Origin of the sequence: Acidisarcina sp., assembly GCA_035539175.1 — a bacterium.
GTDB lineage: Bacteria > Acidobacteriota > Terriglobia > Terriglobales > Acidobacteriaceae > JANXZS01.
The window spans coordinates 910,547-932,823 of sequence record DATLIY010000007.1 but is presented as its reverse complement, the minus strand read 5'-3'; the positions used below and the strand labels follow the sequence as shown (position 1 = coordinate 932,823).

The following is a 22,277-nucleotide window of genomic DNA, read 5'->3' as shown; positions in this document are numbered from 1 at the left end:
GGTGCTATGCGCCTTTGCGTAACCGCGAGGTAGCAGCGTGCTCCTGCAGTTTCTGATGCGCGGCTCGTATTATGCTGGTGCGCATGGCCTTCTCCTGCAGGAGCAACTCCGTGGCCTGGATCGCGGGATTCTCGTGGAACCACTGTTGGACCACGTTATCGCGCAGCAGGTTCAAGACTGCCAGCAGCGACATGCCCTGGTGATGCGCCATCCACTCGCGCACCAGAACGGGCCGGGCCAGTGAGTCGGAGTAATCCGCCGCCTCATAGAGTCCGAAGGCCCCGGACCAGCCTGCCTGCTGCATCCAGTGCAGATTGTGTAGCGCGTCCGACCGCGCCACCCCGAGTGCCAGGAAACTGGAGTAGGGCGAAACCACAGGCCCTGCCGCCGGAGTTCCTTTTAAGGCGATCTCTGGAATACCGAAGGCGTAGTACTGGTAGTTTCCTTCGGTATCCTGCGTTGCATAGCCACTCTCGGAGATCCCCCAGGGAATCCTGTACTTGTTTCCGAAGGCGATCTGGATTTCGGCATTCGCCCGCAAGGTACGGCTCATCAGCGTATTGGGATAGCTACGCATCCACAACGCGGGCATCATGTATTCGAACATCGTGCCGGTCCAGGAGAGCAGGATGGGACGGTCGAAGGCTATGGTATGCCCCCGGCCCATGCGGAACCAGATCTGCTGAGGGATGTCGCCCTTTGCGATGGCGATAAAGCAGGCAGTGCGCGCTTCTGATGCCAGCAGATCGTAGCAGGAGGCAAGCTGGCGGCCTTCGGTGACCTCATAACCGATCGACAGCAGCTTTCGCGAGTGATTGAGCAGGAAGCCGAACTCCATCTCCTCGACGTTCCGGCAGGCATCCTGCGATATGGCGCGAAGACTCTCGGTCAACTCCTGCAGGCGACGTGTCGCCTCCGGCAGCAGCGCGCGCAGTTGTTCTCCCAGCACGAGATTGGGCGACTCTTCGTCCAGAGTGGCCCAGTTCCTTTGCAGCGCGGCATCCAGCTCAAAGGCAAAGGCGGCTGTCTTCTTCAATGGGGGAGCCACGTAACTGTTGATCCCCATGCTGGATATGGTCCGCAGAGGAGCGAACTCCGGCAGCATCCAGGGCAGGTAGTCATGCGCCAGGGAGGTAATCGCACGGATTCGGGCAAGGGCTTCGGCGCGCCACCAGCGCGTGTCCGCCTGCTCCAGTACGCCCGATTCACGGGAGCCCGCCTCTTCTTCTTCCTCAATGCTGATTGCCCAGCGAAGCCATGCTTCGGTCGATGCTTCTCTGGCCGGCATGGCGGGAAAAACATTTTGTAACCATGGTAGTTTCAAAATATCTTCCAGCCCGCGAAAGAGCTTTCTGGAGAGGAGCGGCTCGTGCAGGAGGGAACGAATCCCGGCGTCAAGAGTGTAAAGCGATGCCGCTAGGTTGCCGCTATCCACGGTGGAGACGACCGCTGGCGCGAGGATCGCAAGCGTGCGCGTGTCATACCAGTTATAGAGATGCCCGCGGTAACGCACGAGTCTTCCAATGCTGCTCAGGCTCTGCTCGGTGAGGAAGGCGAATTCGGGCAGAGTGATATAGCCCAGTTCGCAGGCAGCCTGGCGCGCGTTCAGCAACAGCCCGATATTGGTTGGCGAGGTACGCGGCGCGGCGACCATACCCTCTTCGCGCACATTATCGGGAATCAGGTAGTTGTGCTCCCTGTCTCCGAACTGACGGAAGTAGCGCCACATCAGCAGTGCCTGTTGACGGGCAAACTCTTCGCTCTGCCTGCCCAGTTTTCCGGAGTCATCTTCGCGTGGCGGCTGATTCAACCAGAGGGTAATGCCGCTCTCCGAAATCCAGAGCAGCAGCACAGGAGCCGCAACCTCAAGCGCGTGGAGATGCACAGCTCCTATCAGCAGCGCCAATCCGATGGTCAGCGGGACGGTCGCTTTCAGATAGCGGTCCACGGGGGTTACGCGCTTGGCGTTGGATTCGGCCTGCGCTGCTGTCTCCCACTCCAGCAATCGCTGCCCGGTAACAAAACGCCGCACGAGCGAACGCACAATCGCATCCAGCGAGAGAAGCGTCTGATGCGGCAGGAAAACCAGATTGAGAAATGCCAGTCCAGCCGCCTGCAGAAAGTCGGCGAAGACCTCTCGCGTTGCGCCTTTGGCGGGGTTCCGAAGCATTCGCAGGATGCTGAAGCCGAGTTGCAGAAGGCTGGGAACGAACAGCACAAACAGCGTTGCAATGGTCCAGTAGAGCGGACCTCCGGGAAGCCCAAGCCATCCCGCCATCAGCAGAAAGAAGGTGAATGGCTGCACCAGCGAGCGACGCAGGTTATCCAGAATCTTCCAGCGCGAGATGGTGCTAATGGGATTCCGTCCCCAGTGTCCTGACTCATCCGGCACCAGTTGGAACAGCCACTGCGCGATCTGCCAGTCCCCTCGCACCCAGCGATGTTGCCGCCGCGTGTAGGCGCTGTAGTGCGACGGATAGTCATCGATGAGCTCCACGTCGCTCAGCAGTCCTGCACGCGCGTAAGCTCCTTCGATCAGGTCGTGGCTCAGCAGGGAATTCCTCGGGAAGCGGCGGTCGAGGACCTTGTGCAGGGTGGAGACTTCGTAAATTCCTTTGCCGGTGAAGATACCTTCGCGGTAGAGGTCCTGGTACGCATCCGAAACGGCCCGGCTGTAAATATCGAGTCCCGTTTCTCCAGAGTAGATTGCCGCCAGTCTGGAGCGTGCTGCCGATTGCACGCTGACACCGATTCGCGGCTGCAGGATTCCGTACCCCGAGGTAACAATGCGCAGATTGGGATCGATGATTGCCCGGTTCAGCGGGTGTGCTAGAGCGCCTATCATCCTGTGCGCAGAGCCGCGCGGCAATTGCGTATCGGAGTCGAGCGTGATGACATAGCGCACCTGCGACAGCACTTCAAGGTTCCCCGCCTTCACGGGAAAGCTGTCGTAATCCGAGTGGAGGTACTGGTTGAGATCCAGCAGTTTCCCTCGCTTGCGCTCCCAGCCCATCCACACACCTTGTCTTGCATTGAAGATGCGGTGGCGGTGCAGCAGTAGAAAGGATCCCACGTTGCGTCCCTTATGGCGGCGGTTCAGCTCGTCCACCAGCTCTACGGCAAGGTCGACCAGGGGATCGGAATCATTCTCATTCGGCTGCGTGACGGAGTCGGGAAGATCGGTGAGCAGGGCAAAGTGAAGGTTGGGATCGGGGTTCGACAGGAAGCGAATCTCCATGTCCTCGAAGAGCCCGCGCACCTGCTTTTCATTCAGCAGCAGAGTTGGGACGGCGACCAGCGTCGTCGATTCCTCTGGAATCCCCTCGCTGAAATCGAGCTTGGGCAGTGCCTCCGCTGTCAAAAACTCCGTAGTGATGCTGTTCACCAGGTCGACAGCACCTTGCGCCGCGGGAAGCAGCAGTAAAAGAAATGCGATCGTCATCCAGCCAAAGACGGAATAGTCCGGCACCAGCGGAAACACAATCAGGGCGATCAGCAGAATCGTTGCCACCTGGATTCCACCAATGTAGAACTCGTCCGGATGCTTTCGGAGAAGGATGCGCAGCCTCTCCGCCCAGGGTGGATGAAAGCTGACACGTGCAGCGAGATGCTGGAATCCCTCGTCGACCAGGTAATAGCCGATGTGCGTGCGGCGCAGCTCCATTCTTGGATCCTTCGAGGAGGGCGACGACCTTGCTCCCTCTGCCAGTTCCAGCACATGGCTTGCTACCTCGTACTCCGTGGATTCGGAGTAGCGTGCGACAAAGGCGATGCGCCGGCGATATGCATCGCGGCTTTCGAAATCCATTCGCGGATAGACGCCCGATGGATCGCGATGCAGCACAGCGTCAAGGTGGATCAGAGGCTCCATCAAAGGCGTCCAATCCAACTCGCCCATCTCGCGAATGGCGTCCAGGCGACGCATCAGCAATTCGGTCCGCGATCCAGTGGCCTGCGAGGCTATCATTTGCCCGATCTGTCCCAGGCAGCGCTCCAGCAGCACAAAGCGCAGCGCGGTCGGCAGATTCCACACCTCTCCGATTTGCAGCGGCTCCCTGCGCTGCAATTCGTCGATGTAAATATGCAAGGCGGGCCACGACCAATAAGAATTTGTAGCGTCGAGGAATGAGGAGGCGATTGTGATGATCCGCGGCTCCTCGCCTGCCTCGGATTGCACCCTGGGCAGCTTTGGCACCGTTTCCCTGGGCTCATCCCACAGTGCGGAGCGCAGCAGCCTGGCGTTGCCGCGAAGCTCCCACAGCGGACTCGTCTCGTCGATCGACTCCAGAGAATCGTTCAGGCTCAGCAGCGATTGGCGCACCGCCTCCGCGCGCTGGGGAAAAGTACTGCGTCCGGCGGGACGATGGTCCACATGCCAGCGAGCGGAGGCATCCCGCGCGTGAGTGCGCAGTTGTGTCTCGTCGATCGTGGCGAAAGACTTTGTGGACAAGTTTTCCTGCGGAGCGTATTCGGTCATTGGATCTTTTTCCATCAGCGGTAACTTGCAGCCTGCATTTCAAACATGGTGGCGTAGCGGCCATTCAGTCGGATGAGCGCGTCGTGACTGCCCTCTTCCACCAGCCTGCCGCCCTCCAGCACTACGATGCGGTCCGCCATGCGAACGGTGGAGAAGCGATGCGAGATCAGCAGTGCCATCTTACCTTCCGTCAGCTCGGCGAAGCGCTGAAACACCTCCAACTCGCTGCGCGCATCGAGCGCCGCGGTCGGCTCATCCAGAATCAGCAGTTGCGAATCCCGCAGGTAGGCCCGCGCCAGGGCAAGCTTCTGCCACTCTCCTCCGGACAGATCAACGCCGCCCTCAAAGCGCCGTCCCAGCATCTGGTCGTAACCGCCGCGCAGCTTGGCAATGACTCCGTCGGCAAGGCTCTTGTGCGCGGCATACTCGATATCCTCCTGCGTGGGATTCTTATCGATGCGGCCCACGGCAATATTTTCCCGCGCCGTCATTTCGTAGCGCATAAAGTCCTGAAAGATGACACCGATCTCATGGTGCAGGTCTTCGATGGAATACTCGCGCAGATCGATCCCATCCAGCAGGATCTGGCCTTCCGTAGGATCGTACAGCCGCGTAATTAACTTGACGATGGTGGTTTTTCCCTGGCCATTTTCCCCGATCAGCGCGATCCGCTCGCCCGGCGCCAGGTGGAAATTGAAGTTCTTCAAGATGCGGCGCGGGCTGCCCGGATACGCAAACGACACATCGCGAAATTCAAAGCCTCGCCGAATCGGCCGGGGAATCGGCAGGGCTCCCGGCTTCGACTCGACCAGCGGCTTCATGGCAAAGAAGGCAATCAGGTCGGTGAGGAAGAGAGCCTGATCGGCAATGCTCGAGATCGTCGAAAACACCTGCTGAATATTGGAGCTTGCCTGCACGATCGCGCTGGTAAGAAAGGTGAGGGTGCCGATCGAATACGCCCCGTGAATCGCTCGCCAGATCACATAGGTGTACGCGCCGTAGTAGCCGAGCGTGCCCACAATCGAGAGCAGGCCGCCAACAAAAAGCCGCTTCCGCGAGAGGGCGATGTTTTCCTTGTAAATGGCCTGTGATAGTTGCGCGAAGCGGTTGGTCAGATAGCTGCTTAAGCCAAAGAGCTTCAGCTCCTTTGCCGCTTCCTTGCTGCCGCCCACCTGCCGCAGATAATCCATCTGGCGTCGCATGGGCGTCTGGCGGAAATTCTTTGCGTAACCCAGAAACGCAAAGTGGCTCTCGCCCAGGAAGGCGGGGAGAACGCCCGCAATCAACAGCAGCAGCAGCCATGGGGAGTAGTACAGCAGCGCCGCGGAAAATGTAACCGTCGTGACTACCTGTTGCAGCAGACGTCCCATCGACTGGATCATTCCCAGTCGATCCGTCGCCTGCACCCGGGCCCGCTCCAGCCGGTCGTAGAAGACTGGGTCTTCATACGCGGTTACATCCAGGGCAGCAGCCTGGCGCATGACTTCGACGCTGACGTGGTTGGTATAGCGGTCTGCCAGCAGACTGTCGCAATAATCGATCAGCCGCGTAAGAAAGCCTGCCAGTACCGCCAGGCTCAGCTCCAGAACCACCAGCCACCAGAAGCGCGGTGCGAGCGGCTGGTGATAGCTGATTACCCGGTTGACGCCATCGACGATGTATTGCGCCACCTTCCCCAGACAGATCGGCAGGAAGGAGATAACCACCCGCAGAGTCAGGTTCCAACTGACCACAGCAGGCCCCGACTCCCAGACAATGTGCAACACCGGCGGGATATTCTTCAGGGCGCGGAGGCGGTCTCCCCAGGCGCTGCGCATACTCTGTGCATCGGTTTCAGTCATTGCGTGGGAGCACCCTCGGCCGTTTCAGCGGCCAGTCCGGAGATCATTTACGCGGTCATCTTCGGTGCATGTCCGGAGTGGCCGGGCCGGCGCAGTCATTCCGTTTCGAAGATCCGCCCTTAACCTGTTCCATTCAGAGCGCAGTAAGGGATGATTTCACGCGCAAAGTTAACACGCAATTGGATGCCGTGAGCTTTTTATCTGTTGCGTGTGCGGACGTTATCCGTTACGAGTTCATCACGCCAGCGAATCATCACGCCAGGCTTCTCAGCGACGCGCAGGCGCGGGCCAGATCCGGCCCCTTCTTGGCAAAGCAGAAGCGCAGCAGATTCTCTCCGCGACCGTCGTGCATGAAGGCTGTACCGGCTACGGCGGCCACGCCGGTTCTTGCCAGCAGTGTCCGCGCTTTCTGCCTCGCCGTTGCTCCTTCGAGCCTGGTGGCGTCTGCCAGAACGTAGTAGGCGCCGGCAGGCACCGAGGGCATAAGCCCTGCGGCGTTCAGAGCCGCACAAAGCTCGTCCCGCTTCTGCTGATATTCCGTTGCAAGCGAATCGTAGAAAGACTGTGGCAACTGCAACAGGCCGTGCGCGGCTGCGTGTTGCAGGGGTGAGGGCGCGCATACATACGTCAGATCGTGAAAGTAGCTGATGGCTGCCGCCCATTTGCGGCTCGCAGCCAGGTAGCCCAGACGCCAGCCAGTGATACTGAAGGTCTTGGAGAAGCCAGAGATGGAAATCGTGCGCTCCGCCATGCCGGGAACCGTGGCCATGCTGATATGTTTCAGGCCGTCATAGAGGAAGTATTCGTAAATCTCGTCCGTCAATACGAAAAGATCATGCTCCAGCGCAATTTCTGCTATCGCTTCCATCTCTTTCCGCGAGAAGACCTTTCCGCAGGGATTCGATGGGGAGTTGAGGACGATGGCGCGGGTTCTCGGTGTAACTGCGCTGCGCAGCCGTGCAAAGTTGATTTCCCAGCCCGGCTCCTCCAGCGGAACGGCGACCGGCTTCACGCGAAGAGCCAGCAGCGTGTGCACGTGGTAGCCGTAGAAGGGCTCAAAGAGCAACACCTCATCCCCCGGATCGAGCAGCGCAAGGCAGGCGGAGTTGAACGCGCCGGTTGCACCGGAGGTGACGATGATCTCATCTTCCGGATCTACGGTCAGGCCGTTGTGGCGCTCCAGCTTGGCGGCGATTGCCTCCCGCAAAGGCGCGATGCCATCAGCCCGCGTATACATGTTGTAGCCGTCGCGAATCGCCCGCTGGGCGCTTTCCAGTACCTCATCCGGGATGGGAGTGTCGCACACTCCCTGCGCCAGGTTGATGCCGCCGACCCGGTCACATTCCACTGACATCGCACGAATCTCCGACTGCATCACGTCCTGGGAGATCTCGCTCAAGCGAAGAGAATCCACACGCATCCTTCATATCTACCACGAAAAGCGCAGCCAGGAATCGCGTTTGACATCGCTCCCCTCCTTACGTTGAATGTTGAGTGCTCTCCAGGCACTAATTGGTTGGGACGGAACGCGGACGCATCTCTGCCGCTGCTGATGAAGTGCCTTGGGGGAAGGGGCTGCAGAATGATTCGGAAAAGACTTTTGCCGGTTGCTCGTTTGATCCTCTGCCTCGGCTGCGGAGGGGTTGTTTGCGCCGCGCCGCTATCCCCGGCCACGCAGCAGGAGGCGCTGCTGTGGAGCGAGGACTTCAATGCCACCGCGCCGAGCGCTCCCAACCCAGCTGTCTGGACCTTCGATACCGGAGTCGGAGGCTGGGGGAACCACGAACTGGAGCATTACTGCGCCTATGGATCGAGTAAGCCGCCTTGCGATCCGGCCCAGCCAAACAGCTTCGTCGGTACGGATGGGTATCTCCACATCGTTGCCCGCAAAGATGCCAGGGACAACTACACTTCGGCCCGGATCAGGACTAAGGGATTGAAGAGCTTTCAGTATGGCCGCATTGAAGCGCGCATCAAGATGCCCGTCGGGCAGGGAATCTGGCCGGCGTTTTGGATGTTGGGCGATCGTATCTCCTCTGTCGGCTGGCCGGCCTGCGGCGAGCAGGACATTATGGAGACCATCGGCTCAACACCTTCTGTAAACCACGGCTCCGTGCATGGCCCCGGCTTCACGGGCGGCATACTCGGTCAGTCCTATACCCTTCCGGGAACAGCCAAATTCTCTGATGACTTTCACATCTATGGAATGATCTGGACGGCGAAGAAGATCGCTTACTACATCGATAGCCCAGGCAATGTTTACGCTACTTTTACCCCGGACAGTCTGCCGGCTGGCGCGGTGTGGCCCTTCGACAATGGCAAGGCATTCTTCATCCTCAACGTCGCCGTGGGCGGCGACTGGCCAGGACCTCCCAACGCTACCACTGTCTTCCCGCAGGAGATGCTGGTGGACTATGTGCGCGTCTGGAGCGCACCCGCAAAATAGAGCCGACCCGCTCTGCCTGCGATGGGGACTGCGTCTTTGCGGATTGCTATTTGGATTTGGTTGCTACGATCACCATCGCTACGCCGCCGATAACTACCAGCGCGCTGAGCCAGGGAGAGATGGGAAAAACCCGTGTTTCTTTATGCTGAATCTGCAGCGAACCCAGATCGACATCTTTTTTCTCGTGGGTATAGCTAAATCCACCCACCACGAAACCCGCGATACCAAGCACCACCAGCAGAATGCCAACTACCATGGAAGGTTTCATCTTTCAGCTCCGGTTCCTTATGAAGTCGATGGGATGCGATTCCGCTGCGATGAGGATGTATAGCGGAGGTTAGGCTCTCCAGGGGAAGAGAAAAGCTTTTCCCAGATGCCGCGCACGGGATAAGATCTATGCGTGACACCACTCCGGAAGCGCAAGAGCTCTCGCACGAAGCTGGACATTCGCACCGTGGCACAAAAAGCGGGTGTCTCCATCGCCACGGTTTCCAGAACGATAAATTCGATCCCGACAGTGAGCCCGGTGCTGGCCGAGCGCGTCTGGAAGGCTATTCACGAGCTCAATTACTATCCGAATACGCAGGCCCGCAGTCTGGTCTCCGGTCGCAGCCGCATCTTTGGACTGATCGTGCCCGAGATCACCAATCCCTTCTTCCCGGAACTGGTGCAGGGCTTTGAAGACATCGCCGTCAAAAACGGATTCGAGATGCTCGTCAGCTCCTCTAACAACGATCCTCGGCGCATGAACCTCTGTATCCGCCGCATGTTGGAGCGGAAGGTGGAGGGCGTCGCAGTGATGACCTTCGGCGTGGAAGAACCGCTGCTGCAGCAGTTGTGCGAGCGTAAGGTTCCCCTGGTGCTCACCGAGTTTCTTCTCGACAGTCCTCACGTCAGCACCCTGCTGCTTGACTATAAGATGGGATTTCGTCTGGCTGTCGAGCACCTTGTAAAGCTTGGCCATCAGCGCATTGCCTTTATCAGCGGACCTCTGGCGCTGCACTCGGCGCGCAGCCGCCGCGATGCCTTCCTCCAGGCCCTGAAGGAGTTCAAACTCCCTCTCCGCGATTCGTGGATGATCGAAGGCGATCATACGATGGAGTCGGGAGTCCGCGGCTTCCAGAAGATAGCCGCGCAGAAAGAGAATCCGAGCGCGATCCTCTGCTCCAACGACATGACAGCCATCGGCGTGCTCAAGGCTGCATATCACGCTCGGGTCCGCGTTCCCGAGGATCTCTCGGTCATTGGCCTCGATGATATTCATTTCTCGGAGTACACCTTGCCGCCGCTTACTACCATCCGGCTCTCCGGAGTGGAGATCGCTCAGGCGGCCTTCCATGCCCTGCAGGCGCAGGTGGAACCAGATGTGGCGAAGTCAACGGGTCGCAAGCATCCCATCTCCACCAGTCTCGTTGTCAGGGAATCGACAGGACCGGCGAGAAAGACCAGCACCTTTTCCACCCCTCGATCCACTCGTACCCGCAAGAGACTCGAGAGCTAGACTCGGCGACGACGCGGCAACTGTCACCAAGGCAACGGGAGTTACCGGATGCTTCCCAGGTGGAATGCTGCCGTTTCTGCTCTAACCTGCGACTACCGGGTGAGCAGGTTGCGGCATCGCTTCCGCAACGCCGGTGCTGGCAGCGATCTGCCGATCCCGCAGAGCGATCACCTCTGCTCGTGTGTGCCTCGCGGCTTCCTTCCGATTCTCGTAAATCACTCCCCGCTGGGCGAAGTCGAGTCGGCTGACTACCCGGCGCAGTTTCAGCGTTTCCAGCAGGCGAGGAAAGAAGGTGATGTCGCCGTAATAGCAGATATCGCTCTCGATATAGCCCTCGCCCCGCGGATAGCCCACTGCGGCTGCCGTGATCCGGGAGTGACTCAGTACCGCCGGCTCAAAAAATGAGGAATAGAAAGCCAGCACATGCGATCCGTCTGTGCTCGTACCCTCGGGGAAGAGCACGACACACACGCCTTCTCTAAGTAGTTCTTCTACTCGTGCCGTCGCGTCGCTACCGATCGCGCTGCGGGAGCGATCGACAAACACCGTTCCGGCCAGCGCTCCGGCCCGTCCAAATAACGGCCACCGTAACACTTCGATCTTGGAGATGAAGATGCACGGGGTCGCCGCTCCGAAGACCAAAATGTCGAGGAAGCTCAGATGATTGGCGACGATCAGCCCGTCCCTCGGAGGCTGGCCATGGAGGTCGAGCTCGATCGACAACCGGCGCAGCAGCATGCGGCAGGAGCGCTGCACCGCCTCTGCGCGTTGTCGTGTGCTGATGTGGCCCCTGTTCCGCAGAATCAGCAGCCAAAGGCTAGCCATTGCCTGCACCAGAGAGCCGAGTAAAATGACGAGCCGAACCAGTCCCCGAAGAGTCTTCAACATCTTTCTATCGAACTATTGAGCGTCGTTTGCTACGAAACGGGCTCTCGCGGCGGGCGTAAGCTGGTGAAGATCAAGCAGGGTCAGCAGATCGATCGTGCCAAACTCCCGATCCCACGCCGGTGTGCCGCAAATTCTTGCACCCACTCCAATATACGTCCGAAGCAGCTTCGGTACCTTGGCAATCGCCTGTGGCACCGCGTCCTCTGCAGGAGGGGTAAACGGCGGCAGGGCAAATGCCGTGGTTGGCTGGGTTTGCAGCTCGGGAGCTACCAGGAACCCTGACAGTTGCTGAAACATTGACCACCCCGCCTGCGGGTCCTGCGAGGTCAGCGAGGAGCAGCCGATTAAATACCTCAATCCGTGGAACTTGGCATATTGTGCAATCCCGCGCCACAAGAGGGTCAGCACTTCACTGCTGCGGTGTTCGCGATCGATCGAGGCGCGTCCCAGCTCCAGAAGTTCTCCCCGCAGTGGCTCATAGGGGGAGAAATCGAACTCCTGCGCGCTGTAATAGCCCAGGTTTTGCGCGGCCGTGGCGCCGGATTGCATTCTATAGGTGCCCACGATGCGGCGGTGCAGCTTCTCCTCCACGATCAGGTGGTCGCAGAAGAGATCGTATTCGTCCCGGTCAAGGCCCGTGTTGTAAGAGGACTGCAGGCCCTCTCCCAGCTCGATGTTGAAGACTTTAAAGCGCAATCTGCAGGCCAGTTCGCGCTCCTCCATGGAGGCTGCCAGGCGAACGCTGTACTTGCCAAACTCCCCGCCAACGTAGGGCTTTGGCTGCGATTCTTCCTCAATCCTGGGGTGCAGCGTTGGCGTCTGGGCTGCTGTCTCATAGCCGGACAACTCTTCGGCTAGCAAGGAGAGCCTGCGGGACACAGTTGGACTATTCGGGGTGAGCACAGCCCATCATCCCCCGACTTGACGAAATAATTTTTAAAATTCCGAGAAGAACTCGCGAATTCTTGCACGTGGGTAACTGCAGTCTTTTCCGTACCTCCACGACGTTTTTGCATCTAACCCTTCAGACGAAGCTGGGATTTTTCTCATCCTTAACGTTTCAGCTATTGCATTTTTTTTCAATATCGGGGTACACTTGCAGGACGTCGAATACGGATTTCGGTTTTCTGCTCGTTCTGCACTTGCAGTCGCACTACTTGCTGACACCCCGAATTGAATTCAGCGTAATTTCAACAAATGAAGTGAAGGAAAAGAAACAATGGAACAGGGAACAGTGAAGTGGTTTAACGACGCAAAGGGATTTGGATTTCTGAGCCGCGCAAACGGAGAGGACGTCTTCGTTCATCACACCGCGATTCAGGCCAATGGCTTCCGCACGCTGCAGGAGGGTCAGGCGGTTCAGTTCAACGTAACCAAGGGACCGAAGGGCTGGCAGGCAGAGAACGTTCAGGTTCTGTAGTTCGATCTGAATTTTCAAAGAAAAGGGACGGCATTCCGCCGTCCCTTTTTCTTATGCATCCATCCTCGGATCTCGTTTTCGATCGAGTACAGAGTTACGCCTCTCGCTTTGCCGCTTCCGTGTAGCGCGGCAGGTATGCACTAGAATCAGAGAGACCGCAACTCATGTCTCATACCCGTGCAGCACTTGCCGTTTCGAAAACCAGCGAAACTCTCGATGAACTTCTGCATCGCGCCTTTGGCTTCCGCTCCTTCCGGGCCAACCAGAGGGCTGTTTGCCAGGCCTCCATCAAGGGCCGCGATGTTCTCCTTGTCATGCCGACGGGCGCAGGCAAGTCGCTCTGCTATCAACTTCCCGCGCTGGCTCGTGGCGGCACCACTTTGGTGGTCAGTCCGCTCATTGCTCTTATGGAGGACCAGGCGGCCAAGCTATCGGCGCTGGGGCTTTCGGTCGCTCGCATCCACTCCGGGATGGACCGCTCCGCCTCCCGCCAGGCCTGTATCGATTACCTGAACGGATCGCTGAACTTTCTCTTCATCGCCCCGGAGCGGCTGCGCGTCCCCGGCTTTGCCGAGATGCTGGCCAAACGCAGGCCATCGCTCATCGCCATTGACGAAGCGCACTGCATCTCGCAATGGGGGCACGATTTCCGGCCTGACTACCGCACGCTGGGCCAGCACATGCCGGCGCTGCGGCCAGCGCCCGTCATTGCGCTTACCGCTACCGCAACGCCCGTGGTGCAAAAGGACATCGTCCAACAACTGGGCATGGTTCAGCCTGCGTGCTTTATTCATGGTTTCCGCCGCGAGAACCTGGCGATTGAAGTGGTGGAGGTGGTTCCGTCGCGCCGGTCGGAGTCTGTCTGCACTCTGCTCTCCAAGGAGGAGCGCCGGCCTGCGATTGTCTACGCGCCTACGCGCAAGCAGGCGGAGGCCCTGGCGCGCGAGCTATCGCAGATCTTCCCCGCCGCCGCGTATCACGCCGGGCTCGATCCCGAGCACCGCGATAAGGTCCAGAGGCAATTCCTTGCCGGTCGCCTGCAGGCCGTCGTTGCCACGATTGCCTTCGGCATGGGGATCGATAAGGCGGATGTGCGCACGGTCATCCATACTGCGTTGCCTTCCAGCCTCGAAGCCTACTACCAGGAGATCGGCCGCGCGGGCCGCGATGGCAAGCCCAGCCGCACCATCCTGATGTATTCCTGGTCTGACCGCCGCATGCAGGACTTCTTCTTCGAGCGCGATTATCCCCGCGCCGAGGTGCTCGACAATATCTATCGCAAGCTGGCCCGCGATCCTCGCAATCGCGAAGAGCTTCGGGAGTCGCTCCACATGGATCCGGACACCTTCGACAAGGCGATGGAAAAGCTCACGATCCATGGAGGCAGTGTTCTCGACTACGCGGATAACGTTACTGCCGGGGATACGGGGTGGCGTACTTCCTATGTCTCCCAGGCGCAACGCCGCCGCACGCAGATTGAGTTGGTGATGCGCTTTGCCGAGTCCACCCAGTGCCGGATGTCCGCGCTGGTGCGCCACTTCGGCGATAATGCCGATGGCCAGCGTGCCTGCGGAGTCTGCGATTCCTGCGCTCCGGAGCGCTGCGTCGCACGCCGCTTCCGCACCGGGACGGGTGAAGAGCGCAGCACGGTGCAAGCTATCGTTGAGGCTCTGCGTTCCACCCTATCCCGATCCACCGGGAAGCTCTACAAGGAGCTCTTTCCCCGCGAGGACATGAGCCGCAATGATTTCGAGGATCTGCTGGCGGCAATGGCTCGCCTGGGACTGGTGGACCTTGAAGACGCCGAATTTGAGACCGAAGGCAGAACCATCCCGTACCGCAAAGCCACACTGACACTGAAGGGCGAGAATCTGGAGAAGGCGGCCCCGCTCAACCTGGTCATGAAGCACTCTGCCGCTGCATCGGGTGGGAAGCGCCAGGGTTCCGGAAAGAAGCCATCAAAGCCGCGGCAGGAGCCAGACGTCACCCTCAGCTCCTCCGGCGAGGAGCTTGCCAAAAGACTTGTTGAGTGGAGGATGGCGGAAGCCAGGGAGAGAAATGTCCCGGCCTACTGCATCCTCAGCAACAAGACACTGCGCGCCATCGCTCATGAAGCGCCCGCGACGGAGGACGATCTATTGACGATCCCCGGCATTGGCCCGGCCAAGGCGGCGAACTTCGGCGAAGCCATCTGCCGCATCTGCTCCGGTGGTTCGCCCGCCTGACTCCCTTTAGGCCTTGGCGCGTTTCAGCGCCTGGTCCAGATCCGCAATCAGATCCTCGGTATTCTCGAGCCCTATGGACAGACGCAGCAGGTTCTGCGGTGTCTGGCTCTGGGGTCCCTCGGCGGATGCGCGATGTTCTATCAGGCTGTGGGTGCCTCCCAGGCTGGTGGCGCGAATCAGAATTTCGGTGGCTGCAGCCACTCGCATCGCCGCCTCCGATCCTCCTTTGACCAGGAACGAGAGCACACCGCCAAACATACTCATCTGGCGGCGCGCGGTCTGGTGCCCTGGATGGCTTGGCAGCCCGGGATAAAACACAAGCTCCACCGATGCGTGTCTATTGAGAAACTCCGCGATGGCCTGCGCGGAAGCCGATTGCACCCGCACCCGGCAGGGAAGTGTGGCAATGCCTCGCAGCGTCAACCAGCAGTCAAACGGAGAAGGCACCGCTCCTCCCAGCCGCTGTGAGCGCCGCGCGTGGTCAAAGACGGCGTTTTCCTTGCGGCAGATCAGAACTCCTCCGACCACATCGCTGTGACCGGCAAAATACTTTGTGGTGGAGTGCGCTACCAGATCCACTCCAAAATCCAGCGGCCGCTGGAGCACGGGAGTGGCAAAGGTGCCGTCACACACCGTCGTCACGCCTGCCTTGCGCGCGATCTCGACAATCGCCGTGATATCGGTGATCTTCAGCAGCGGATTTGAGGGCGTCTCCATCCAGATCAGCCTGGTGTTGAGACGCAAGGCGGCCGCCACATTTGCTGCGTCAGAAAAATCCACGTAGCTAACTTGCAGGGACATGTGATCGAAGACGCCGCTCACGGCCTTGCGGAAGCCGTGATAAATGTCGGAGGGCGCGAGAACATGATCCCCGGGGCGGAGCGCCTGCAGCACTGCCGACGCCACTGCAATGCCCGAGGGAAAGGCCAGTGCACGCGTTCCACCTTCCATTGCAGCCACGCACTTCTCCAGCGCAGCGCGATTTGGGTTGTCGTCTCTCGAATAGGAGAACCCACGTGGATAGTCCCCCTCCACGCCGCGCTCAAAGGTTGTGGACAGATAGATAGGCGTGGCCACCGCGCTCGTTGCCGAATCGACGGGTTGGCCCGCATGCACTGCCAGCGTCTCAATATGCCGGGTTGGATTAGGATTGGTCGGGTTCGAAGCCATAACGAATCATAAGCGATCCTGCTTTTGCCTGAAGTAATCCGCATCACGATCCGCATCTTTCGTGCGCTGTCACGGCGCTGTTTCGGCTTTGCTTCTTGGACTTCGCCCAGCGAACCCTATATATTTTCGCCAATCTTCAAAAGCTATTGGAACTCGTCGGCAGAACCATCCGCTATCGCTCTTGTCTCTCGCGCGTTGCCATGGCCGGACGGGTACTTCGCTCGCCTGGATGGAGGTAGTCTGTTGAGCCGGTTTACAAGACGTTCCTTTGTTGGAGGTGCCCTCGCTGCCACGGTTGCCAGCGGTGCGAGCGGTGTGGCCGGGCAGCCGGGAAGCAAGCCCGGAGTTGCGGCTGCATCCTGGTGCGAAATCCTTCGCATGCCTGACCGCGTCACCGCCTATGCGGAAGATTCGCCGCGGGCCATTGCTCTGGCCCGCTCGCAATCTACCTGGCGCGCCTCGGGCATCGAGGTCCGGACTGAAGTTAGGACGGGGATTCAGTCCGGCGAGCTGTCCATTGACCTCGCCGCCGCTGCGGTGCCGCTCACCCGTATCCATCTGCGCTGGAGCATGCCGGTCAACGCCTCCGTTCTCATCATGGGCGATGCATGGGAGCGCAGCTATGGCGATCTGGCGTGGCGAGGCTTTGTTCCCGAGCGGGCCATGCCCTGGTACTTTGCCACCCAGGCCGCAGACGGCGTGCATTGCTACGGAGTGCGTACCGGCGCTCGCGCCCTCTGCTTCTGGCAAATGGACCGGGAAGGCATATCTCTCTGGCTGGATGTGAGCAACGGCGGCATGGGTGTCCTGCTGGGCCAGCGCGAGCTTCACGCAGCAACGGTGCTGGCGCGGCGTGGTTCCACTGGCGAACAGCCTCTTCAGGCGGTCGCCAGCTTCTGCCGCCTCCTGTCTCCCCACCCGCGCCTGCCCCAGGGACCGATCTACGGCACCAATGATTGGTACTACGCCTATGGCAAGAACACTTCGGCGCAGATCTATCGGGATACGGATCTGATCGCCTCCTTGTCGCTCTCCGGAGGGTATCGCCCCTTCTCCGTTATCGATATGGGGTGGGAGGGGAACAGCACCTTCCCCGATATGGCGCGCGTCGCCGAGGAGATTCGCCGCCGCACGGTTCGCCCCGGTATCTGGGTTCGCCCGCTGGAAGCGCCCAAGGATGCCAACACTAACCTGTTGCTTCCTGCTGCGCGTTTTGGTTCGCGCCGCAGTCGCGCCGCAGAGCTGGCCTACGACCCCACGATTCCCGAGGCACTGGAGGCCGCTTTGGCCAGAATTCGCCACCCGGTCCAGTGGGGCTTCGAACTCATCAAGCATGACTTCTCCACGTATGACCTGCTGGGCCAGTGGGGTTCCGAGATGGGCGCGCAGCCAACCAATTCCGGATGGCATTTCTCGGACCGGTCCAGGACCAATGCGGAGATCCTCCTCGATTTCTATACCGCGATCCGAAAGGCTGCTGGAGACAGCCCGCTTATCCTCGGCTGTAATACCGTCGGCCATCTCTCGGCGGGGCTGTTCGAGCTGCAGCGCACCGGGGACGACACCAGCGGTCAAGCGTGGGAGCGTACGCGGCGCATGGGCGTCAACACCCTCGCCTATCGCCTGCCGCAGCACGGAACCTTCTTCGTGCAGGATGCCGATTGCGTCGCAATCACCAAGGCTGTTCCTTGGCCGCAGACGCGCGACTGGCTCGATCTGGTTGCCCGCAGCGGAACCGCTCTTTTTCTCTCTCCTGCGCCGGACGCGATCGGCGAAGAGCAGCGCGCAGCGATCCGGGAAGCCTTCGCCATTGCCGCCGCGGGAGACTCGCACGGTCGCGCACTCGACTGGCTTTCAGAGACTACTCCACAGGATTGGCGCTTCGAAAATGGGTCCTCTGCATCATCGGCAACGAGGCATTACAACTGGTCCGGCGAGAACGGCTGCGATCCATTTTCTGTTTGACTTAGCGGGCTTGATGTTTAGAAACCATTCACGAGAGGACTTTCCTTTTATGGCATACCGCGTTGCGTGCCGCACTGCCGCCAGTTGTCTTTCTGTTGCGCTGTTTGTTTGCATGCCTGCGTCCATCGCGCAGCAGTCGCACGCGGCTGTGCCGCCCAATGCTCTCTACAAACGCGCCAATGCTCCCATCGAAGCACGGGTTCGCGACCTGCTCCAGCGCATGACGGTGGAAGAGAAGGCGCGCCAATTGGATATGTATGCCGGAGTTCCCGGGCTCATTGATAAGAAGACGGACGACACCCACGCCGCCAACGATGCCATGTTCCTCAGCGACCAGGCAGAAAAATTGTGGGGCACGCTTGGCGTAGGCAGCATCCATGACCTTTACGGATCAGCGTCACTCAACAACAGCATCCAGACCTGGATCCTGCAGCACTCGCGCCTTGGCATTCCGGCGCTCTTTGCCGAGGAGGGGCTGCACGGATTCAGCAACGGTACCGTCTTCCCGGCGCCGATCAATCTTGCCGCGACGTGGAACCCGGCGCTTGCCCGGGAAACAGCAGCCGCAATTGCGTCGGAGGCGCGCGCCACCGGCGTTGGGATGCTCTTTGCCCCGGTGCTCGACCTTGCCCGCGAACCGCGCTGGGGCCGGGTGGAAGAGGATTTCGGCGAGGACCCGTACCTTACCGGGCAAATGGGCCTGGCTTATGTTCAGGGGTATCAGGGGGATTCGCTCGCCAGCGATCACACCCTGATCGCAGAACCCAAGCACTTTGCCGGCCATGGTTCGCCGGAGTCGGGCACGAATACCTCTCCTGTCCACATCGGCGAGAGGGAACTGCGCTCCATCATGCTCCGCGGCTTTGAGCCGGCCTTTCGCGAAGGCAAGGCCATGGGCACTATGGCTGCGTACCATGAGATCGATGGCATCCCGGTTACCGCAGATCCTTTCCTGCTGAAAAAGATTCTCCGTGACGAGTGGGGATTTCAGGGTTTTGTGCTCTCCGACCTCGGCGCAATCCGCCGCCTCTATGACACCCATCACGTCGCCGCCACGCCAAAGGACGCTGTCGTCATGGCCATCAACGCCGGAGTCGATATGCAGTTCTACGACTTCGATCACGCTATCTTTCAAGGAGCAATTGTCAGCGGCATCAAGGATGGCTCCCTCTCGCCGATCGCCCTCGACCGCGCCGTCTCCTCAGTACTCCGCGTCAAGTTTGCGCTCGGCCTCTTTGATCGCCCGATGGTCGATCCGACGCTGGATGCGAAGGTGCATCGCTCTCCCGCGCATCTTGACGTTTCGCTGGAGTCGGCGCGCCAATCGATGACGCTGCTGAAAAACGACAATCACCTGCTGCCACTCTCCAGGGATCTCGGGCATATCGCTGTCATCGGCCCTAACGCCAACGTTGCCCGATATGGGGATTACGCTGTGGAGGGCCAGGGCGCTCATATCAGCCTGCTTGACGGCATCCGGCAGGCGCTGCCCCACGCCGAGGTCTCCTTCGATGAGGGAGCCGACATTTCCTCTGCCGTTGCCAGGGCAAAGGCCGCCGATGTCGTGATTCTCGGATTAGGGGAGAAACAGGGTATCTCCGGCGAAGGCTTTGACCGCACGAGCCTCGATCTTCCCGGCAATCAGGAGGCATTGCTGGAGGCGGTCATCGCCACCGGGAAACCAACCGTCCTGGTGCTCCAGAATGGCCGTCCACTCACCATTGGCTGGGCCAAAGATCATGTTCCTGCAATCCTGGAGGCCTGGTATCCCGGCGAGTTCGGCGGCCGCGCCATCGCCGAGACGCTCGTTGGCGACAACAATCCCGCTGGACGCCTGACCATCACCTTCCCGCGCAGCGTCGGCCAGCTTCCGGACTTCTACAACTTTCATCCATCGAAGAGCCACAAGTACATGGACGACGACGGCCAGCCCCTCTTCCCCTTCGGCTACGGCCTTAGCTACGCGACCTTTCGCTATGACGCGCTCAGCATCCAGGCGCCTGCCACCAGCAGGGAGGACATAATCGCAACCGTGCAAGTTACAAATACCGGCAACGTGGAGGGCGATGAGGTGGCCCAACTTTATCTGCGGGAAGACGTCAGCAGTGTGGAAACCCCCGGTCGTGCGCTCAAGGGTTTCTCCCGCGTCCACCTCCATCCGGGAGAAGTGAAGACGGTTACCTTCCGCGTGCCGCTTGCCCAGCTCGCGGTCTGGACTGCCGAGGGCAAATGGTCCGTTGAACCTGGCGCCTACACGGCGTGGGCCGGACCCTCCTCCGCCGCTACGCTGACGACAAAGTTCCAACTGCCCGCGTTTCGTTGAGCCTGTTCCGGAGATCCAAAGGGGTTGTGCAAAACAGACCCATCTTTGCGGGGGTTCAACCTTTTTCTATGGTGGAACGTGCCGATTCCGATTTATGCAAAGATCGTGTCGATATAGTCACAGCTTCCATTGGTTCTCTTCTAGGCTTTTGTCATACACTCTCCATAGCAAGATTCAAAAAGTGATACGAATCACAGAAACACCCTTCACGCGGGGCATATGATCGCCAAAGTGTGGAAGGGCTTACCCTGGGCTGCGAGACATTTTCCGATGCGGGATGCAGGCAAGGTAAGTGACTGAAATAAAAGAGTAGTTTCGAACAGAGACGGTTTCGAAAACGATGATGAACGGTGCCTATCTGACTCTCCTGATTCTGTTTCTCTGCGCCATCGGCTTTGGCGTGGGGCCGCTTTTGCTGGCCTGGATATGGGCAAAAGTGTATTCCCCGGAGAAGCCCGGACCGTATAAGAACGCTACCTATGAGTGCGGTCTGGAGTCCAAGGGAGAGGCCTGGATTCAGTTCAAGGCTGGGTATTATCTCTATGCCATCGTCTTTCTGATCTTCGATGTGGAGGCGGTCTTTCTTCTCCCCTTTGCCGTAGCCTTTACGGGTTTGACGGTGGGAGCGTGTCTGGCCATGCTGGTCTTCCTCCTGCTGCTTGTAGAAGGTTTGATTTGGGCCAGCCGTAAGGGCGTCCTGCTCTCCACGTAAGTGGAGCAGCCGCTGGGAAAGTCAGCAGTGTGTACTTGGAAGTCAGGTCAAAATACGTGATCGATGAGCAACTCAAACTCGAGATGAGCCGGCAGGGGATCTTCACCACGACCCTGGAGGAGCTCTATAACTGGGGCCGGAAGAACTCCGTCTGGCCGCTGACCTTTGGCCTCGCCTGTTGCGCCATTGAGATGATCGCTACCACCATGGCACGTTATGACCTGGCGCGCTTTGGCGCAGAGGTCTTTCGTCCGTCTCCCCGGCAGGCCGATCTGATGATTGTCTCCGGCACGGTCACCAAGAAGATGGCTCCGCAGGTGGTTCGCCTCTACAACCAGATGCCTGAGCCCAAATACGTCATCGCGATGGGCGCCTGCGCCATCTCCGGCGGCCCCTTCAAGCAGGGCTATAACGTGCTGAAGGGAATCGACCGCTACGTGCCTGTTGATGTTCACATCCCCGGATGCCCTCCGCGGCCGGAGGCGCTCATTCACGCATTCATGACGCTGCAGAAGAAGATCGACGAGCAGCATCTCACCGGCGCGGACCGTGCAAGACACCTGAACGAGAATCTGCCCAGCGAGTTTGTTGTACCCGAGTTTGGCGAGCACGATCTGGAGCCGCGCAGCAACACTCTCGTCTGGCCAATCGCTAGCAGTAAGGATGGCGCGCAGGGATGACAGTCGAGCAGATTCAAGCCCAAATTCAAGCTGCCGTTCCGGGAGCCAGGGTGGAGATTGTTTACAATCCCAGCCCCTCCGCGCAGCACTCGCTGCTGCTCGATTCCGAGCACGCGCTGGCGGTCGCGAAGTTTCTGCGTGACGATCGCGAGCTCTGCTTCGACCAATGCTCCAATGCCAGCGGCGTCGATTGGCTGCCCCGTGAGGTCAGCGAAAAAGTAAAGGTGAAGAAGTTGGTCGAGGGCGTCGAGCAGGAAGTCGAGGAGGTCCAGAAGACAATGGTTCCCGGCTACCTGGAGGTTGTCTACCACCTCTTTTCGATTGAGAAGAAGCATGGGCCGGTCATCCTTCGCCTGCGAACCGAAGACCGCGCCGACAAGGTGCATCTCCCGTCCATGACGCCGGTCTGGCGCTCCGCGGAGTTCCAGGAGCGGGAGATATTCGATCTCTATGGAGTGATTTTTGACGGTCATCCCGACCTTCGGCGAATCCTGATGTGGGAGGGCTTTAAGGACCACCCCATGCGCAAGGATTACGTGGAGGCGGACGATTATGAGTACGAGCCGACTCCGCATGACCATGTCCTGCAGCGGGCACGGGAGGAGTCGAGCCGCCAGCAGTCTTAGCAT

The 22,277-nt window shown here is 59.6% G+C and carries 16 protein-coding genes; 9 read left to right on the top strand and 7 right to left on the bottom strand.

What is annotated here, in order from left to right; translation table 11 throughout:
• Window positions 1-4: 4 nt before the first annotated feature.
• From VM554_06630 to VM554_06620, 3 genes are all read right to left on the bottom strand, one after another.
• Window positions 5-4,477 carry a glucoamylase family protein gene (locus VM554_06630; protein ID HVJ08040.1) on the bottom strand — a complete coding sequence of 1,491 codons (4,473 nt, stop codon included), beginning with the start codon at window positions 4,475-4,477 and terminating at the stop codon, window positions 5-7.
• Window positions 4,478-4,491: 14 nt separating this feature from the next.
• On the bottom strand, window positions 4,492-6,318 hold the full coding sequence (locus VM554_06625) for an ABC transporter ATP-binding protein (GenBank protein ID HVJ08039.1): 1,827 nt from the start codon (window positions 6,316-6,318) through the stop codon (window positions 4,492-4,494).
• Window positions 6,319-6,571: 253 nt separating this feature from the next.
• Window positions 6,572-7,732 (bottom strand): pyridoxal phosphate-dependent aminotransferase, encoded by a 1,161-nt coding sequence (locus VM554_06620; GenBank protein ID HVJ08038.1) that lies wholly within the window; start codon window positions 7,730-7,732, stop codon window positions 6,572-6,574.
• Between the two features lie 168 nt (window positions 7,733-7,900).
• Here VM554_06620 and VM554_06615 point away from each other — a divergent pair, with 168 nt between their 5' ends.
• Complete coding sequence (locus VM554_06615) at window positions 7,901-8,764, top strand: glycoside hydrolase family 16 protein (protein HVJ08037.1); 864 nt, start codon at window positions 7,901-7,903, stop codon at window positions 8,762-8,764.
• Window positions 8,765-8,810: 46 nt separating this feature from the next.
• On the opposite strand, the gene VM554_06610 is transcribed toward VM554_06615, so the two are convergent.
• The gene (locus tag VM554_06610) at window positions 8,811-9,032 is read right to left on the bottom strand and encodes a DUF4383 domain-containing protein (protein HVJ08036.1); all 222 of its coding nucleotides are present in this window, start codon (window positions 9,030-9,032) and stop codon (window positions 8,811-8,813) included.
• Window positions 9,033-9,164: 132 nt separating this feature from the next.
• Here VM554_06610 and VM554_06605 point away from each other — a divergent pair, with 132 nt between their 5' ends.
• A complete protein-coding gene (locus tag VM554_06605) occupies window positions 9,165-10,265 on the top strand; it encodes a LacI family DNA-binding transcriptional regulator (protein HVJ08035.1) in 1,101 nt (366 codons plus the stop codon).
• 81 nt (window positions 10,266-10,346) lie between these two features.
• On the opposite strand, the gene VM554_06600 is transcribed toward VM554_06605, so the two are convergent.
• Complete coding sequence (locus VM554_06600; GenBank protein ID HVJ08034.1) at window positions 10,347-11,153, bottom strand: lysophospholipid acyltransferase family protein; 807 nt, start codon at window positions 11,151-11,153, stop codon at window positions 10,347-10,349.
• Between the two features lie 12 nt (window positions 11,154-11,165).
• Window positions 11,166-12,014 (bottom strand): GNAT family N-acyltransferase, encoded by an 849-nt coding sequence (locus tag VM554_06595; GenBank protein HVJ08033.1) that lies wholly within the window; start codon window positions 12,012-12,014, stop codon window positions 11,166-11,168.
• Between the two features lie 358 nt (window positions 12,015-12,372).
• On the opposite strand from VM554_06595, the gene VM554_06590 reads away from it, so the two are divergent.
• Both VM554_06590 and VM554_06585 read left to right on the top strand, forming a co-directional pair.
• Window positions 12,373-12,573, top strand: a complete 201-nt coding sequence (locus VM554_06590) for a cold shock domain-containing protein (GenBank protein ID HVJ08032.1) — start codon at window positions 12,373-12,375, stop codon at window positions 12,571-12,573.
• A 164-nt stretch (window positions 12,574-12,737) separates the two neighbouring features.
• On the top strand, window positions 12,738-14,798 hold the full coding sequence (locus tag VM554_06585) for an ATP-dependent DNA helicase RecQ (protein HVJ08031.1): 2,061 nt from the start codon (window positions 12,738-12,740) through the stop codon (window positions 14,796-14,798).
• 6 nt (window positions 14,799-14,804) lie between these two features.
• Here the strand turns inward: VM554_06585 and VM554_06580 are convergent, their stop codons facing one another.
• Window positions 14,805-15,968, bottom strand: a complete 1,164-nt coding sequence (locus VM554_06580; GenBank protein HVJ08030.1) for an aminotransferase class V-fold PLP-dependent enzyme — start codon at window positions 15,966-15,968, stop codon at window positions 14,805-14,807.
• Between the two features lie 243 nt (window positions 15,969-16,211).
• Between VM554_06580 and VM554_06575 the strand changes: the two genes are divergently transcribed.
• The 5 genes from VM554_06575 (at window position 16,212) to VM554_06555 (ending at window position 22,274) form a co-directional block, all read left to right on the top strand.
• Entirely contained in the window at window positions 16,212-17,933 is a 1,722-nt protein-coding gene (locus VM554_06575; protein HVJ08029.1) for a hypothetical protein, read from the top strand.
• 49 nt (window positions 17,934-17,982) lie between these two features.
• Window positions 17,983-20,256: a glycoside hydrolase family 3 N-terminal domain-containing protein gene (locus VM554_06570; GenBank protein ID HVJ08028.1), complete on the top strand. Its 2,274-nt coding sequence runs from the start codon at window positions 17,983-17,985 to the stop codon at window positions 20,254-20,256.
• A 340-nt stretch (window positions 20,257-20,596) separates the two neighbouring features.
• Window positions 20,597-20,968: an NADH-quinone oxidoreductase subunit A gene (gene ndhC / locus VM554_06565; GenBank protein HVJ08027.1), complete on the top strand. Its 372-nt coding sequence runs from the start codon at window positions 20,597-20,599 to the stop codon at window positions 20,966-20,968.
• 35 nt (window positions 20,969-21,003) lie between these two features.
• Window positions 21,004-21,648, top strand: a complete 645-nt coding sequence (locus VM554_06560; protein ID HVJ08026.1) for an NADH-quinone oxidoreductase subunit B — start codon at window positions 21,004-21,006, stop codon at window positions 21,646-21,648.
• Window positions 21,645-22,274: an NADH-quinone oxidoreductase subunit C gene (locus VM554_06555; GenBank protein ID HVJ08025.1), complete on the top strand. Its 630-nt coding sequence runs from the start codon at window positions 21,645-21,647 to the stop codon at window positions 22,272-22,274. The genes VM554_06560 and VM554_06555 overlap by 4 nt, the downstream gene beginning before the upstream one ends.
• Window positions 22,275-22,277: the final 3 nt, after the last annotated feature.

Bases quoted from the DNA above. Each gene is read 5' to 3' on its own strand.
- VM554_06555 (HVJ08025.1), top strand. From the start codon at position 21,645: ATGACAGTCGAGCAGATTCAAGCCCAAATTCAAGCTGCCGTTCCGGGA.
- VM554_06615 (HVJ08037.1), top strand. From the start codon at position 7,901: ATGATTCGGAAAAGACTTTTGCCGGTTGCTCGTTTGATCCTCTGCCTC.
- VM554_06585 (HVJ08031.1), top strand. From the start codon at position 12,738: ATGTCTCATACCCGTGCAGCACTTGCCGTTTCGAAAACCAGCGAAACT.
- VM554_06580 (HVJ08030.1), bottom strand. From the start codon at position 15,968: ATGGCTTCGAACCCGACCAATCCTAATCCAACCCGGCATATTGAGACG.
- VM554_06590 (HVJ08032.1), top strand. From the start codon at position 12,373: ATGGAACAGGGAACAGTGAAGTGGTTTAACGACGCAAAGGGATTTGGA.
- VM554_06610 (HVJ08036.1), bottom strand. From the start codon at position 9,032: ATGAAACCTTCCATGGTAGTTGGCATTCTGCTGGTGGTGCTTGGTATC.
- VM554_06630 (HVJ08040.1), bottom strand. From the start codon at position 4,477: ATGACCGAATACGCTCCGCAGGAAAACTTGTCCACAAAGTCTTTCGCC.
- ndhC (HVJ08027.1), top strand. From the start codon at position 20,597: ATGATGAACGGTGCCTATCTGACTCTCCTGATTCTGTTTCTCTGCGCC.
- VM554_06600 (HVJ08034.1), bottom strand. From the start codon at position 11,153: ATGTTGAAGACTCTTCGGGGACTGGTTCGGCTCGTCATTTTACTCGGC.
- VM554_06625 (HVJ08039.1), bottom strand. From the start codon at position 6,318: ATGACTGAAACCGATGCACAGAGTATGCGCAGCGCCTGGGGAGACCGC.
- VM554_06570 (HVJ08028.1), top strand. From the start codon at position 17,983: ATGGCATACCGCGTTGCGTGCCGCACTGCCGCCAGTTGTCTTTCTGTT.